This window comes from Gilliamella sp. BG7, assembly GCF_046635565.1.
In the GTDB taxonomy this organism is placed as follows: Bacteria; Pseudomonadota; Gammaproteobacteria; order Enterobacterales; family Orbaceae; genus Gilliamella; species Gilliamella apicola_P.
This window is the reverse complement of record NZ_JBIDFB010000001.1, coordinates 131,398-146,360: the sequence shown is the minus strand read 5'-3', so window position 1 is coordinate 146,360 and position 14,963 is coordinate 131,398. Positions and strand designations below refer to the sequence as shown.

The window sequence follows — 14,963 nt, the reverse complement described above, 5'->3', positions numbered from 1 at the left end:
AATACATTTTATAAAATATACAAAATTAACAGAAGAGGCAAAAATGGATATTTTTAACCCAGTTGACCATCCTCATCGTCGTTACAACCCATTGACCAATCAATGGGTACTTGTTTCACCACATAGGGCAAAACGCCCATGGCAAGGACAACAAGAAGTATTAAACGAAGAACAAAAAGCAAGTTATGATCCAACTTGCTTTTTGTGCCCAGGAAATAAACGGGTAACAGGAGATATCAACCCCCAATATAAGGGAACATTTGTTTTTACTAATGATTTTGCAGCATTAATGGAAAATACTCCAGAATCACCAAAAAACGCCGATCCTTTATTCCAAATGCAAAGCGCAAAAGGTACTAGTCGAGTTATCTGTTTTTCACCCGATCACAGTAAAACATTACCTGAACTTGATTTACCTGCAATTGAAGGAGTAATTAAAACTTGGATAGAACAGCAGCAAGAGTTGGGCGAAAACTATCCTTGGGTACAAGTGTTTGAAAACAAAGGATCAGCAATGGGGTGCTCTAACCCTCATCTACATGGACAAGTTTGGGCAAATAGCTTTTTACCGAATGAAATTGCGCGCGAAGATCTAAATATGCTTAATTACTTTGAAAAATATCATCGCAATTTATTGGTTGATTATGCTGAAAAGGAACTTATTAATCGTGAGAGAATCGTTGTAGAAACTAAGTATTGGCTTGCCGTTGTTCCTTTTTGGGCAATATGGCCATTTGAAACATTATTATTACCAAAAATTCACATTCCACAATTAACCGAATTAAATGACGAACAACAAAGTGATTTAGCTATTGCGCTCAAAAAATTAACGAGTCGCTACGATAATTTATTTCATTGCTCTTTCCCATACTCTATGGGCTGGCACGGTGCGCCATTTATGCAAGATAAAAATGATTATTGGCAAGTACATGCACATTTTTATCCCCCTTTATTACGTTCCGCCACAGTAAAAAAATTTATGGTAGGTTACGAAATGTTAGCCGAAGTACAACGTGATTTAACCCCAGAGCAAGCAGCTGAAAGGTTACGTAACGTTAGTGATGTGCATTATAAAGACAAAAAGGATAAATAGATGAACGCATTAATCAAAGCAACTACACAATCATTTGAATCTAAATTTGATTATAAACCCGATACACTGATACAAGCCCCCGGTCGTGTAAATTTAATTGGCGAGCATACCGATTATAATGATGGTTTTGTTTTACCTTGTGCTATCGATTATCAAACGATAATAAGTTGTCACAAACGTTCAGATAATCTTGTTCGAGTTATTGCGATTGATTATGATAATCAACAAGATGAATTTTCTTTAGATTCTCCTATTGAAAAACATCCGGATTATATGTGGGCTAACTACATACGTGGGATGGTAAAACACTTAAAAAAATATGCAAATAATATCCATGGCGTCGATTTTGCTATTAGAGGAAACGTTCCTCAAGGAGTAGGACTAAGTTCATCAGCATCTTTAGAGGTTGCCGTAGCTAAAATGTTCCAAGTTCTTTATAACTTGGCTTTAGATGGCACCAAGTTAGCCCTAATTGGTCAAGAGGCCGAAAACCAATTTGTTGGTTGCAATTGTGGCATCATGGATCAACTAATATCTGCCCTTGGACAAAGCCAACATGCATTATTAATTGACTGTCGTTCATTAGAAGTTAAACCAGTGTCAATTCCTAAAGATTTTGCTGTGGTTATCATCAATTCAAATATCAAACGAGGATTAGTTGATAGTGAATATAATACTCGACGTAAACAGTGTGAAGCAGCAGCTCAAGCTCTTGGGGTAAAAGCCTTAAGAGACGCGTCCTTAACTGAATTACAACATATTGAAAACACGCTCGATCCAATTGTCTTTAAACGAGCTCATCATGTAATCACTGAAAATGAGCGCACACTAAAAGCAGCACAAGCTCTTACAGATGGTGATTATAAATTATTATCAAAACTCATGGCACAGAGTCACAATTCAATGCGTGATGATTTTGAAATTACAGTCCCCGCTATTGATTATCTAGTTGAAATAATTCACGGTGTAATTGGTGAACAAGGCGGTGTTCGCATGACAGGCGGTGGCTTTGGTGGTTGTGTTGTGGCAATAGTACCAAAAGATAAAGTTGATGCTGTTAAAACCGTTGTTAGCGATAGTTATGCTAAAAAATTCGGTATTAAAGAAGATTTTTATGTCTGTAAACCAAGTGAAGGAGCACACGCGATATGCCTATAGCGCAAATTATTGAACTGTGCAATAAACAAGGAATGCGAATAAAACTTTCAAACTGGGGAGCTACATGGCTCTCCTGTGAATTGCCCGTTAATGGACAGAATCGTGAAGTGCTACTCGGCTGTCGCTCACTTGAACAATACCAACAACAGGATGCCTATTTAGGTGCTACAATAGGCCGATATGCTAATCGTATTGCCAATGCTACTATTAATATTGACAATAAACAATATTATCTCACTGCGAATCAAGGTGTAAATCAGTTACACGGCGGAAAATTAGGCTTCGATAAAAAATTATGGTTAATTCAATCTTGCTCCGATCAGCAAGTGACCTTCCATCTAATTTCACTTGATGGTGATCAAGGTTTTCCTGGTGAGCTGAATGTAACAGTAACGTATAAACTAACCGATGACAATCAAGTAATTATATTGTTTAATGCAACTACTACAAAAACTACGCCAGTAAATTTGACTAATCATGCTTACTTTAATCTAGATGGCGAAATAAGCAAAGATGTACTTAATCACAGATTAAAAGTAAATGCTAACTGTTATTTGCCAGTTAATGCCAATGGTATCCCTAATAAGGATTTAGTTAGTGTTGCCATGCACGATATGGATTTACGTCAACCAAAACTTTTATCGGAAAAACTACTTGAAAGCGCAGAAAGGCAAATAACTGGTGGTTATGATCATGCTTATTTATTAGATAAAACCAAAGTGATAGCCGCTCAGCTCATTTCATCTGATAAGAAAGTAACAATGAATGTTACTACAACCAAACCGTCATTACAGATTTATACAGGTAACTTTTTACAACATACACCAAACCGGCATAATAGTGAATATGGAAATTTTGCTGGCATAGCATTAGAAAGCCAATTTTTACCAGACAGCCCTAATCATCCTAACTGGCCACAACCAAGCTGCTTTTTACAACCAGAACAAATATATGAACATCACACTGCTTACCAATTTTTTATAAATTAATAAGTTATTTATCTTAATTATGTCCGTATATTAATAACATCTAGTTTCTTCATATTTACATTACTAGAAATCCAGTAAATTGAGCAAAAGAATTTTGCACGGTTAAACTAACAATCCTAAATAAAATTAGGTATGATACAGTTATCATACCTAATGGATAATATTAAATATGAAAAGCAAAAGTTTAACTGCTATTTTCCCGGGTACTTTTGACCCCATTACTAATGGTCATATTGATCTTGTTACACGAGCTTCATTACTGTTTCCTCGATTAATTGTCGCTATTGCCGAAAATCCTAATAAAAAAACACTCTTTACTCTAGAAGAACGCGTAAATTTAGCGTCAACAGCAGTTGAACATTTACTCAATGTAGAAGTTATTGGCTTTGACAATTTAATGGCTAATTTTGCACAAACCCATAATGCCACAGTTATCGTTCGAGGCGTTCGTACAACACATGATTTTGAATACGAAAGGCAAATTGCCGAAATGAATTGTGCATTAAAATCTGATTTAGACACTATTTTTTTAATGCCATCAATTGCAATGGGATTTATTTCATCGACAATAGTAAAAGATGTTGCCTACCATGGCGGTGATATAACAAATTTAGTACCACTGCATGTCAAAACAGCTTTATTAAAGCGCTTAACATAAATAAAAACGTCTATGGTTAATTTTTATACTCCACAAAGAAAAAAGTTCACACTACAAAAATTGACAGTAACTATCTCATCTTTAGATGCTTTTGGGCAAGGCGTGACCAATCATAAAGGTAAAACAATTTTTGTAAAATCAGCCTTGCCTGATGAAACCGTTGATATTGAGTTAACTGAAAATAAGAAAAATTACGCTAAAGCTAAAGTCATTAGATATCATAATCAAAGCAAATACCGCGTTAAACCTCTATGTGAATATTATCAACAATGTGGAGGTTGTGAGCTACAACATATTGCACCACAGATGCAACAACAAGCAAAATATGATGCGTTGATAAATCTATTACAAAAAGAAACAGGACAACCTTTAACAAATATCGTTAAAAATTCACCGCAAATTATTGCCGATCAATCTTACCATTATCGTCGACGTGCAAGACTTTCAATTAATATCGTTAAAGGCCAATTAGCAATTGGGTTCCGCCAAGCAGAATCCAATCAAATAATCAATATCAAACATTGTCCGATATTAGTTGACGAATTAGATTCATTGCTAGCGCCATTACAAAGCATGCTCAATAACATAAAACAGAAAAAAGCACTGGGTCACGTTGAACTAATTTCGGTCGATAGCGGTATTATTCTTGTTTTAAGGCACACTATGCCTCTAAGCAATCATAATGTTAACCTATTAAAAGAATTCGCCGAAAATAACAATATTTCACTTTATTTTCACGGCGACGATTTAATACATATTGCCGGTAATACTGAGCATTTTTATTTAATTAATCATTTAAAATTAACTTTCAGCCCTCTAGATTTTATTCAGGTAAATTGTAAAATTAATCAAAAGATGATCGAACAGGCGCTTAACTGGCTAACTTTACAACCAACAGATCGGGTTTTAGATCTGTTTTGCGGAATGGGCAATTTTTCGTTACCTATAGCAAAATTAAGTAAAACTGTAACGGGAGTTGAAGGTGTTGATGCTCTAGTTGAAAAAGCAAAATTTAACACTATATTAAATAATACTGAGATTTGTGCGGAAACCAATTTTTTAACTAGCAACTTAGACGATACTCAACAATTTTCGATATGGAGTCAATCACAATATAATTATAATAAAGTATTATTAGATCCAGCAAGAGCAGGAGCGTTTAATGCAACAATTGAAATCGCAAAATTAGCCCCTTCAAAAATTGTTTATATATCGTGTAATCCTGCTACGCTAGCACGAGATAGTAAACAACTTATCGATGCAGGATATCAAATTGCTCAAGTTGCTATTTTAGATATGTTTCCGCAAACCAAACACATTGAATCAATGTTGTTGTTAATAAAATCAGGGACATAAGTTATGGTATCGATTAGAGGAGCACACCAACATAGTGAGGAACACTATTGTCTGGCTCAATTTGATGTAGAACAATGGGTAAAACAAGAATTGTTATTAACTAATCCTGCATCTTATAAGAAGTTTAGAGAAGTTTGGGATTTTTGTTTTGAAAACAGTGCAGGTGCATCAGAGCAAATTTTCTGTTTCCAAAATGCGATAGAAATGGTCGAAATTCTATCCACACTTAATATGGATATTAATAGTTTATGTGCCGCTTTATTGCTTCCTTTTGTTGATAGCAAAATTATTCGCCGAGAAGATATTCCAGAAGATTTTGATCGTGAAATTTCTCATATTATTTCTAGCATTGTTAGAATGAAAGAAATTCGCCAATTACGAGCGATTCGTAACGGTAGTGCTACTTCTGAACAAATTGATAGCATTCGCCGAATGCTACTAGCTATGGTAAATGACTTCAGAAGTGTAGTGATTAAATTGGCAGAACGCATTACCTACTTACGTAACTTAATTAATGCACCTCAAGAAGAACAAATACTTGTAGCTAAAGAATGTTTTAACATCTATGCGCCTTTAGCCAACCGTTTAGGCATAGGTCAATTAAAATGGGAGCTAGAAGATTTCTGCTTCCGCTATTTATATCCAGATGAATATCGATTAATTGCCAAAAAACTGCAAGAAAAACGATTAGATCGTGAATTGTACATCAAACAATTTGTTAGCCATTTACAAAATTTGATGAATCAAGATCATATTCGTGCTGAAGTTTACGGTCGTCCTAAACATATTTATAGTATATGGCGAAAAATGGAGTGTAAACACCTTCAATTCGAAGATTTATATGACATTCGTGCTGTGCGTATTATCTGCGATCGTATTGAAGATTGTTATAATGCATTAGGTATTGTCCACAGCCATTATAAACATATCGCAAAAGAATTTGATGATTATGTAGCAAATCCCAAACCAAATGGTTATCAATCGATCCATACTGTTGTTTATGCTCCACAAGATAAAGCAATCGAAATTCAAATTCGTACTAAACAAATGCACAATGAAGCTGAATTAGGTATTGCTGCACATTGGAAATATAAAGAAGGCAGTACCGACAAAATGACAGCTTATGATCAACGAATTTCTTGGTTGCGTAAATTATTAACATGGCAACAAGAAATGTCGGAAAGTGGCGAAATACAAGAAGCTGTTCGTAGCCAAATTTTTGATGACCGCGTTTATGTTTTTACGCCTAAAGGCGATGTTGTTGACTTGCCAGCGGGATCAACTTCGCTTGATTTTGCTTATCATATACACAGCGATGTGGGTCACCGCTGTATTGGAGCCAAAGTAGGCGGGCGAATTGTACCATTTACTTATAATTTAAAAATGGGCGATCAAGTTGAAGTCATTACCCAAAAACAGCCAAATCCTAGCCGTGATTGGCTAAATCCGAACACAGGATTTGTTAACAGTAGTCGCGCCAGAGCTAAAATTCAAGCTTGGTTTAAAAAGCAAGATCGCGATAAAAATATTGTCACAGGTGAGCAAATTTTACAAAGCGAACTTGAACCTTTAAACATTAATTTAAAAAGCATCGAAAAAATCTTAATTAATAAATATAACGCTCATTCATTTGATGAGGTACTAGCAGGTATTGGAAGTGGTGATGTAAGAATTAACCAATTAGTCAACTTCATCAATACACAATTTAACAAACTAACAGCTGAAGAAGAAGATGAAGCAGCATTAAAACAGATTGCTCAAAAAACGATCGCTCAAGCTAAAAATACCAATAAGTTCGGCAACAAAAAAGGCAGTGAAATTATTATTGAGGGGGTGGGTAACTTAATGTATACCATTGCAAACTGCTGCCGCCCTATACCTGGAGATCTAATTGGCGGGTTTGTAACTCAAGGACGTGGTATCTCGATTCATAGAGCTGATTGTGAACAATTGCAAGAACTTAAGAACCATGCTCCCGAACGGATTACTCAAGCTGTTTGGAATAACAATACCCACTCAAGCTACACAATGATTGTACAAATTACAGCCAACGATCGAAGTGGATTATTGCGAGATGTCACTACAATTTTGGCTAATGAAAAGGTTAATGTAATTAGTTTAATGAGCCGCTCTGATATAAAGCAACAATTAGCAACCATTGACGTAGATATAGAAATTTTTGATCAGGCTTCATTAAATCGAGTGCTCAATAAAATAAAACAACTACCTGATATTATTGAAGCTAAACGTTTTTAATGTTAATTAATATGTTAAATTGCCCCCTTTTAGTGGCAATTAGTTCAATATTTATAGCTTTCTTTCTAAGATTTCAAATCGATATGAATAGCCATTTTTATCATCCTGTTGATGCCTTTCTTGATAAATAACTTGCCATTGCTCAGGAGAATAATCTGGAAAATGGGTATCGCCCGGTAGTTCCGCATCTATATGCGTCAAATAAAGTCGATCTGCTAAAGGTAATGTTTGCTTATAAATATTACCGCCACCAATAATAAATGCTTCATCAATATTCTGTTTTTGAGCTAACAATATGGCTGCTTCAATTGATTGAATCCAACTTACATTTTGAATTAAATTAGATTCACTTGGTGCTTGTTTTGAAATAATAATATTATGACGAGCTGGTAATGGATAACCAATAGACTCAAATGTTTTTCTTCCCATAATAACAGGTTTATTAAGGGTGTTTTTTTTAAACCACGCCAAATCTGCCGGTAAATGCCAAGGCATTTTATTATTTAAGCCGATAACACGATTATCAGCCATGGCTACAATAATACTTAATATCATATTGGTTCCTTTACACATACCCTAAAGACTTTATTCTTTGATTGACATTTTCAGGAAAGATAGTTTGACTCCAAAGCCGTTTACTTAAAGAAAGTAACGACTCCTTTTGTCCTGCAACAATCCAGTTAGACAACTCTGTAGCGACATCTGGGTAAATTATTGGTTTTGGCGAAGGTAAATTTAGCCAATACTTAAGCTTGATACAGTTTAAATTTTCCATAACTGTTGCCATATCAAGAGATCGCAAACATTGAGCATTATAAATTTGTTCAAATTGACCTGAAACAGGCTTAGTAAGAATTTTTTTACCAAGCATTAATGCTTCAGATATCAGTGCAAAGCCCGTATTTGAAATAATACCAGAGCAATTGACTAAAGTTTGTGTAAAATTATCACGACTAAGTGGTTGAAAATTAATATTACCTCGTTGCGATTCTTGCTTTATATCCGGGTGAAAACAGATAAATTGATGATCTCGAAATTGTTTCAACATATCAATGATTTCATCTATGCCTTCAAACGGCAAATAAACCACAATACAACCATCTTCTGTGTGTGTGACATGAAAAGAATCAATCATCGGTGGCAATAGCTTATGCCCAAAATGAAACCAATGTAAACCAATAGGTTTAGTAACAGGTGCATAATATTTCATAATCACATTGGCGACTAATCCATATTCTTTAGGTTTAAGATATTGGCATACAGCCTGATTGCTTATACCTAAACAGTCACGTTGCTGATGATGTGCTGCCCAAGCACTGACTGGCTCAAAATCACTAATAATACAATCATACTTTGATAAATCGAGTTCACGTACATCTTTAATAAGTCGAAATGCACGAATTCGTTGTACGGTTTTATGAAAGTTAATTTTACCATTGAGTGTGGCAAAGGTAACGCCACGATAGGTCTTATAATCACCAAAAGCTTGCATATCAAAATAGTCTTTAGGATCACGCCCACTAAAAATATAATCAACATCAGCACCGGCTTTTTTTAGTGCTTTAGCTAATGTTCGACAACGACTGACATGGCCATTTCCTGTTCCTTGAACACCAAAGAGAATTTTCATATCTTTATGATTCGTCAATTTAAGTAATGCAAATATAATAGCAGAACAACTTATCATTATGTAGATTATTTTCTATATCACTGAAAGTAAATGATTTATTTACATTAATTTGAGTGATGACTGTAATAAATTTACATAAAATAAAACTACGGCTTTAGCATTTTACTAAAACGTGTGATAACAATCGTATAAATCAAATATTAACAAAATTTGCATGCCCACAAACGAATGGAAAAACAGAAAGAGTAATATGAACTTTATTGGAGATGTGGCATTACTCGCAAATATTCAAAAATTAAAGAGATAGAGAAAAAATAAATGATTTATTAATATTTATTATACAGTTAAACGCATGAAGTAATTTTCGTCAAAACGCGTTATGAAATTTTAGAATATTATTTTAATTATAGAAGTGTAAACAATCTAGCGTTTTCCTAAAGTCAAAATAACGCTAAAATCATTATGATTTTTTTGTGCATCAAATTGGCACTTATTTTAACCATTATGGTGCAAAACTAAGTTCCATGTTACTATCTATAGCACTTGCTTCATAAATGCACCGTTAAAAATTTGGCATTAAATTTGCATTCATTATAGCAATTTGGTAATAATGCCTTAAAAACTGAACAATTATTATTTGTCCTCAATGGAGAAGATACATGTCTACACAAAAAGTTTTAACACTAATTAAAGAAAATGATGTTAAGTTTGTTGATTTACGTTTTACTGATACAAAAGGTAAGGAGCAACACGTCACAATTCCTGTTAGTCAAATTGATGCTGATTTTTTTGAAGATGGTAAGATGTTTGACGGTTCATCAATTGCAGGTTGGAAAGGTATTAATGAATCAGATATGGTATTAATGCCAGATGCATCAAGTGCTGTTATCGATCCTTTTTTTGAAGATGTGACATTAAATCTCCGCTGTGATGTCTTAGAACCTGCGACGTTACAAGGGTATGATCGTGACCCGCGTTCAATTGCTAAACGTGCCGAAGAATTCCTAAAATCATCAGGTATTGCTGATACTGTTATTTTCGGTCCTGAACCAGAATTTTTCTTATTTGATGATATTCGTTTTGGTTCGCCAATGTCAGGTAGCTTTGTACATATTGATGATATTGAAGCGGCTTGGAACTCAGGTACTAAATATGAAGAAGGCAATAAAGGTCATCGTCCAAGTATAAAAGGTGGTTATTTCCCACTTCCTCCGGTTGATTCATCACAAGATATCCGTTCTCAAATGTGCTTAATTATGGAGCAACTTGGCTTAGTGGTTGAAGCTCACCACCATGAAGTTGCAACAGCAGGTCAAAATGAAATTGCCTGTCGTTTTAATACGTTAACTAAAAAAGCTGATGAAGTACAAATTTATAAATATGTTGTACAAAATGTAGCACATGCATATGGTAAAACGGCGACATTTATGCCAAAACCAATATTTGGTGATAATGGTTCTGGTATGCACTGTCACCAATCATTGGCAAAAGATGGCGTAAATTTATTTGCTGGTGATAAATATGCGGGTCTTTCTGAAATGGCATTATTCTATATTGGCGGTATTATTAAACATGCGAAAGCAATTAATGCATTTACAAATCCTGCAACTAACTCTTATAAACGTCTTGTCCCGGGATATGAAGCACCAGTTATGCTTGCTTACTCGGCTCGTAACCGTTCTGCGTCAATACGTATCCCAGTAGTAGCTAGTCCTAAAGCTCGCCGTATTGAAGTTCGCTTCCCAGATCCAGCAGGTAATCCATACTTATCTTTTGCTGCGCAGTTAATGGCTGGTTTAGATGGTATTATCAATAAAATTCACCCTGGTGATGCAATGGATAAAAACTTATATGACTTACCACCAGAAGAGTCTAAATTAATTCCTCAAGTTGCGGGTTCACTTGAAGAAGCACTTAATGCATTAGATGCAGATCGTGAATTTTTAACACGTGGTAACGTATTTACTAACGATACTATTGATGCATACATTGATTTAAAACGTCAAGACGTTGATCGTGTACGTATGACACCACACCCAGTTGAGTTTGAAATGTACTATAGCCTATAAGCTGTATAGTAATTTAACCTATCAAACCACCGTTAATTTGCGGTGGTTTCTAATCAGGACGGAAAACCAACGATGACATTTGATAATGAATCTGATGCTAATCTTGTTCTCAATTCAATGATTACAAGTATTTTATTACTTGATACCAAACTCAATATTCTTTATGTCAATATTGCTGCTCAGCAATTATTAGCACAAAGTTCTAAAAAATTATTTGGAAGTTATCTTATTGAATTATTGGAATATTTTTCTTTAGATGTTGATTTAATGCTTAGTGCATTAAAGCAAAATCAAGGTTTTACAGATAATGAAGTCAATTTAGTTATTAATAATGAATTACATGTTTTAACGTTAACAGCTCAATTATTAAGCAATGGAAGAATTTTAATTGAAATGGTACCGTTAAATAACCATAAACGTCTTAGTCAAGAACAATTACAACAAGCGCAACAAAGTGCTGCTCGTGAATTAGTACGTGGACTTGCTCATGAAATTAAAAATCCACTAGGTGGACTTCGAGGTGCCGCTCAATTATTATCACGTGAATTACCTAAAAATGAATTGCAAGATTATACAAAAATTATTATTGAACAAGCAGATAGACTGCGAAATTTGGTAGATAGATTATTAGGTCCACAACAACGATTGCAACAAAAAGAACAAAGTATTCATCAAGCAATAGAACGTATCTGTGCTTTAATGTGTTTGGAAAAACCAATCAATATTGAGATTCTACGTGATTATGACCCAAGCCTACCTGATTTTATTCATGACTCAGAACAAATAGAGCAGGTAATTTTAAATATTGTTCGCAATGCTTTACAGGCTATCGGATCCAATACTGGCACAATTATTATCAGGACAAGAACTGCTTTTCAGATTACTTTACATGGACAGCGCTATCGTTTGTGTGCTCGTATTGATATTGAAGATACTGGACCGGGTGTGCCTGTTCATATACAAGATACTTTGTTTTATCCTATGGTGAGCGGTCGTGAAGGGGGCACAGGTATTGGTCTTTCGATTGCAAATAATATTGTTGATCAACACCATGGTAAAATTGAATTTAATAGTTGGCCTGGGCATACTCAATTTTCTGTCTATTTGCCAATTAGGCAGTGAGGTAAATAAAATGAATGTGTGGATTGTCGATGATGATAGCTCTATTCGATGGGTATTAGAAAAAGCATTAACTAATGCTCATTTTAACTGTGTTAGTTTTGATAGTGGTCAGCAAGTTATTGATGCATTAAATACATATGTACAAAAACCAGCTGTACTAATTTCTGATATCAAAATGCCAGGACTTGATGGTTTGACATTGCTTCATCATATTAAAGAGCAAATGCCGAATTTGCCAGTTATTATTATGACTGCTCATTCCGATCTAGATGCAGCAGTAAATGCCTATCAAAAAGGTGCTTATGATTATATTCCTAAACCTTTTGATGTGGACGAAGTTATTCAATTGGTTGAACGTGCGATTTCACAAACTCAAAGTAATAAAACCAATAATAATACAACAAGTAAAGCATCGACCGGCATTATTGGTGAAGCACCTTCAATGCAGGAAGTTTTTCGTATTATTGGTAGGCTTTCCAAATCATCAATTAGTGTATTGATTAATGGTGAATCAGGAACGGGGAAAGAATTAGTTGCAAAAGCATTACATATCCATAGCCCTCGCTCACAATCCCCTTTTATTGCACTAAATATGGCAGCCATCCCTAAAGATCTTATTGAGTCAGAACTTTTTGGACATGAAAAAGGGGCGTTTACTGGAGCGGCTCAAATTAGGCACGGGAGGTTTGAACAAGCGAATGGTGGTACATTATTCCTCGATGAAATTGGTGATATGCCACTTGATGTTCAAACTAGATTATTAAGGGTGCTTGCCGATGGGGAATTTTATCGTATTGGCGGTTATTCTCCCGTCAAAGTAGATGTCCGTATTATTGCAGCTACTCATCAAGATTTACAAGCTAGGGTTCATGAGGGTAAATTTAGAGAAGATCTTTTTCATCGTCTAAATGTAATTCGTATCTTATTACCACCACTACGCGATCGAATTGAAGATATACCAAAACTATCAGAACATTTTTTACATACAACAGCGAAAGAATTGGGGGTAGAAAGTAAAGTGTTCAGTTCAGAAGCTTTAAATGTTTTATATCGCTTTAATTGGCCAGGTAATGTTCGTCAACTTGAAAATATTTGTCGCTGGGTTACGGTAATGTCTTCAAATAAAGAAGTTATAGTTCAGGACTTACCGCCAGAATTATTGCAATTATCGTCAACTAAAACAGTTGTTGCAAATGAAAAAACTACATTGCCTACAAGCCACTTTTCTCAACAAGAAGTTGATTGGAAGGTATTGCTGGAACAATGGGCAAAGCAAGCATTAGTAGATGGTAAAACAGGAATTTTGACTGAAGCAATAAATGATGTTGAACGAATCTTACTAAGAAGTGCACTTAATTTTACTCGAGGTCACAAACAAGATGCTTCTCATCTGTTAGGCTGGGGGCGAAATACATTAACTAGAAAACTTAAAGATTTATCGCTTGATCCCACTAAACACCCCTAATCACCAATATTAATTATGCTATCGAACAAATCGATAGCTTTTTAATCCATCCATTTGAGTGCTATTTAATCTACCTTTTATCACATATTAAATTTTTAAATATTTAAAGTGCATTGAATAGAGCAAATTTTTTGGTTACAATCTTAATGTAAATGATAATTATTATAATTATCGTTTTTTTGTTTTTTATTGGTTGATAATTAGGAGTTACAATGTATTCATATATCAAAGTGAAATTTTTAGTTTTGCTTGCTGTTTTGCTTGTTTTGGTTGGATGTGACAATAAAAAAGAACAGCAAACCTCTGCAAATACACTTACCATTGAACATGCTCAAGGTAAAACCGATGTGCCTGAAAATCCTAAAAAAGTTGTTGTTTTTAATACTGCAACACTTGATATCATGGACGCATTAAATATTCCTGTGACAGCATTGCCTCAATCAGATGTACATTATCCAACTTTCTTATCTAAATATGCACGCAAAGACTACACTAATGTGGGCACTTTATTTGAACCAAATTATGAAGTTTTAAGTTCAATTCAACCAGATGTTATTGTTGCTGGAGGTCGTGCTACTGATGCTTATAAAAAATTGAATGATATTGCTCCGACGATTTCTTTAGATATTGACCCAAATAATTTTTTAAGTAGTTTAACTCAAAGAACAGAACAATTAGGCTCAATCTTCAATAAACAAAATGAAGCTAAGAAACTTATTGCCGATTTTAATCAAAAAATCGAACAATTGAAAACTAAGACAACTACGGCTGGCACAGCACTTGTGATTATGGTTAATGGCGGTAAAATGTCGGCTTATGGTTCAAAATCTCGTTTTGGTTTTGTGTTTGATGTACTTGGTTTTCAGCCTGCAACCACTTTCCAAGAAGCTGGTCGTCATGGTAATGCCGTTACCTCTGAATTTATTTTGAGTGTTAATCCGCAGTGGATATTTGTGTTAGATAGAGATAATGCAATTGGTAATAAAGAAGCTCAGTCTGCACAACAAGTACTTGACAATGAATTGATCCGAAAAACTGCGGCATGGCAACAAAACCATATCGTTTATTTAGATTCTTCTTCCATGTATATTGCTGGTGGTATTCAAACCTATAGTCGTTTGATGGATCAAATAGGTGTCGCTTTGCAAAGTGAACCAGCACATTAAT

12 protein-coding genes are annotated in these 14,963 nt (G+C 34.8%); 10 read left to right on the top strand and 2 right to left on the bottom strand.

The window, feature by feature from the left end; all coding sequences use genetic code 11:
- Positions 1–43 precede the first annotated feature (43 nt).
- The 6 genes from galT (at position 44) to relA (ending at position 7,510) form a co-directional block, all read left to right on the top strand.
- Positions 44–1,093, top strand: coding sequence for a galactose-1-phosphate uridylyltransferase (gene galT / locus ACGH49_RS00625; RefSeq protein ID WP_411587852.1), 1,050 nt, complete (start codon positions 44–46; stop codon positions 1,091–1,093).
- Entirely contained in the window at positions 1,094–2,251 is a 1,158-nt protein-coding gene (gene galK, locus ACGH49_RS00620) for a galactokinase (RefSeq protein ID WP_411587851.1), read from the top strand.
- Positions 2,242–3,240: a galactose-1-epimerase gene (galM, locus tag ACGH49_RS00615; protein ID WP_411587849.1), complete on the top strand. Its 999-nt coding sequence runs from the start codon at positions 2,242–2,244 to the stop codon at positions 3,238–3,240. The genes galK and galM overlap by 10 nt, the downstream gene beginning before the upstream one ends.
- A 169-nt stretch (positions 3,241–3,409) precedes the next feature.
- On the top strand, positions 3,410–3,898 hold the full coding sequence (gene coaD / locus ACGH49_RS00610) for a pantetheine-phosphate adenylyltransferase (protein ID WP_411587848.1): 489 nt from the start codon (positions 3,410–3,412) through the stop codon (positions 3,896–3,898).
- A gap of 12 nt (positions 3,899–3,910) precedes the next feature.
- On the top strand, positions 3,911–5,254 hold the full coding sequence (rlmD, locus tag ACGH49_RS00605) for a 23S rRNA (uracil(1939)-C(5))-methyltransferase RlmD (protein ID WP_411587847.1): 1,344 nt from the start codon (positions 3,911–3,913) through the stop codon (positions 5,252–5,254).
- A gap of 3 nt (positions 5,255–5,257) precedes the next feature.
- Positions 5,258–7,510 carry a GTP diphosphokinase gene (gene relA, locus ACGH49_RS00600; RefSeq protein WP_411587846.1) on the top strand — a complete coding sequence of 751 codons (2,253 nt, stop codon included), beginning with the start codon at positions 5,258–5,260 and terminating at the stop codon, positions 7,508–7,510.
- A gap of 51 nt (positions 7,511–7,561) precedes the next feature.
- Here relA and folA read toward each other — a convergent pair whose 3' ends face one another.
- Together folA and ACGH49_RS00590 are read right to left on the bottom strand one after the other, a co-directional pair.
- Positions 7,562–8,065: a type 3 dihydrofolate reductase gene (folA, locus tag ACGH49_RS00595; RefSeq protein WP_081298123.1), complete on the bottom strand. Its 504-nt coding sequence runs from the start codon at positions 8,063–8,065 to the stop codon at positions 7,562–7,564.
- 10 nt (positions 8,066–8,075) lie between these two features.
- A complete protein-coding gene (locus tag ACGH49_RS00590) occupies positions 8,076–9,140 on the bottom strand; it encodes an MJ1255/VC2487 family glycosyltransferase (RefSeq protein ID WP_411587845.1) in 1,065 nt (354 codons plus the stop codon).
- A gap of 659 nt (positions 9,141–9,799) precedes the next feature.
- Between ACGH49_RS00590 and glnA the strand changes: the two genes are divergently transcribed.
- The 4 genes from glnA (at position 9,800) to ACGH49_RS00570 (ending at position 14,962) form a co-directional block, all read left to right on the top strand.
- The gene (gene glnA / locus ACGH49_RS00585) at positions 9,800–11,209 is read left to right on the top strand and encodes a glutamate--ammonia ligase (RefSeq protein WP_065608687.1); all 1,410 of its coding nucleotides are present in this window, start codon (positions 9,800–9,802) and stop codon (positions 11,207–11,209) included.
- A 72-nt stretch (positions 11,210–11,281) separates the two neighbouring features.
- Positions 11,282–12,331 (top strand): nitrogen regulation protein NR(II), encoded by a 1,050-nt coding sequence (gene glnL, locus ACGH49_RS00580; RefSeq protein WP_065608686.1) that lies wholly within the window; start codon positions 11,282–11,284, stop codon positions 12,329–12,331.
- 10 nt (positions 12,332–12,341) lie between these two features.
- A complete protein-coding gene (glnG, locus tag ACGH49_RS00575) occupies positions 12,342–13,796 on the top strand; it encodes a nitrogen regulation protein NR(I) (RefSeq protein ID WP_065608685.1) in 1,455 nt (484 codons plus the stop codon).
- A 212-nt stretch (positions 13,797–14,008) separates the two neighbouring features.
- Complete coding sequence (locus tag ACGH49_RS00570) at positions 14,009–14,962, top strand: siderophore ABC transporter substrate-binding protein (protein WP_411587843.1); 954 nt, start codon at positions 14,009–14,011, stop codon at positions 14,960–14,962.
- Position 14,963: the final 1 nt, after the last annotated feature.

What these genes read in the sequence shown, in the direction of transcription:
- galT (WP_411587852.1), top strand. Translation starts at nt 44, where the DNA reads ATGGATATTTTTAACCCAGTTGACCATCCTCATCGTCGTTACAACCCA.
- galK (WP_411587851.1), top strand. Translation starts at nt 1,094, where the DNA reads ATGAACGCATTAATCAAAGCAACTACACAATCATTTGAATCTAAATTT.
- galM (WP_411587849.1), top strand. Translation starts at nt 2,242, where the DNA reads ATGCCTATAGCGCAAATTATTGAACTGTGCAATAAACAAGGAATGCGA.
- coaD (WP_411587848.1), top strand. Translation starts at nt 3,410, where the DNA reads ATGAAAAGCAAAAGTTTAACTGCTATTTTCCCGGGTACTTTTGACCCC.
- rlmD (WP_411587847.1), top strand. Translation starts at nt 3,911, where the DNA reads ATGGTTAATTTTTATACTCCACAAAGAAAAAAGTTCACACTACAAAAA.
- relA (WP_411587846.1), top strand. Translation starts at nt 5,258, where the DNA reads ATGGTATCGATTAGAGGAGCACACCAACATAGTGAGGAACACTATTGT.
- folA (WP_081298123.1), bottom strand. Translation starts at nt 8,065, where the DNA reads ATGATATTAAGTATTATTGTAGCCATGGCTGATAATCGTGTTATCGGC.
- ACGH49_RS00590 (WP_411587845.1), bottom strand. Translation starts at nt 9,140, where the DNA reads ATGAAAATTCTCTTTGGTGTTCAAGGAACAGGAAATGGCCATGTCAGT.
- glnA (WP_065608687.1), top strand. Translation starts at nt 9,800, where the DNA reads ATGTCTACACAAAAAGTTTTAACACTAATTAAAGAAAATGATGTTAAG.
- glnL (WP_065608686.1), top strand. Translation starts at nt 11,282, where the DNA reads ATGACATTTGATAATGAATCTGATGCTAATCTTGTTCTCAATTCAATG.
- glnG (WP_065608685.1), top strand. Translation starts at nt 12,342, where the DNA reads ATGAATGTGTGGATTGTCGATGATGATAGCTCTATTCGATGGGTATTA.
- ACGH49_RS00570 (WP_411587843.1), top strand. Translation starts at nt 14,009, where the DNA reads ATGTATTCATATATCAAAGTGAAATTTTTAGTTTTGCTTGCTGTTTTG.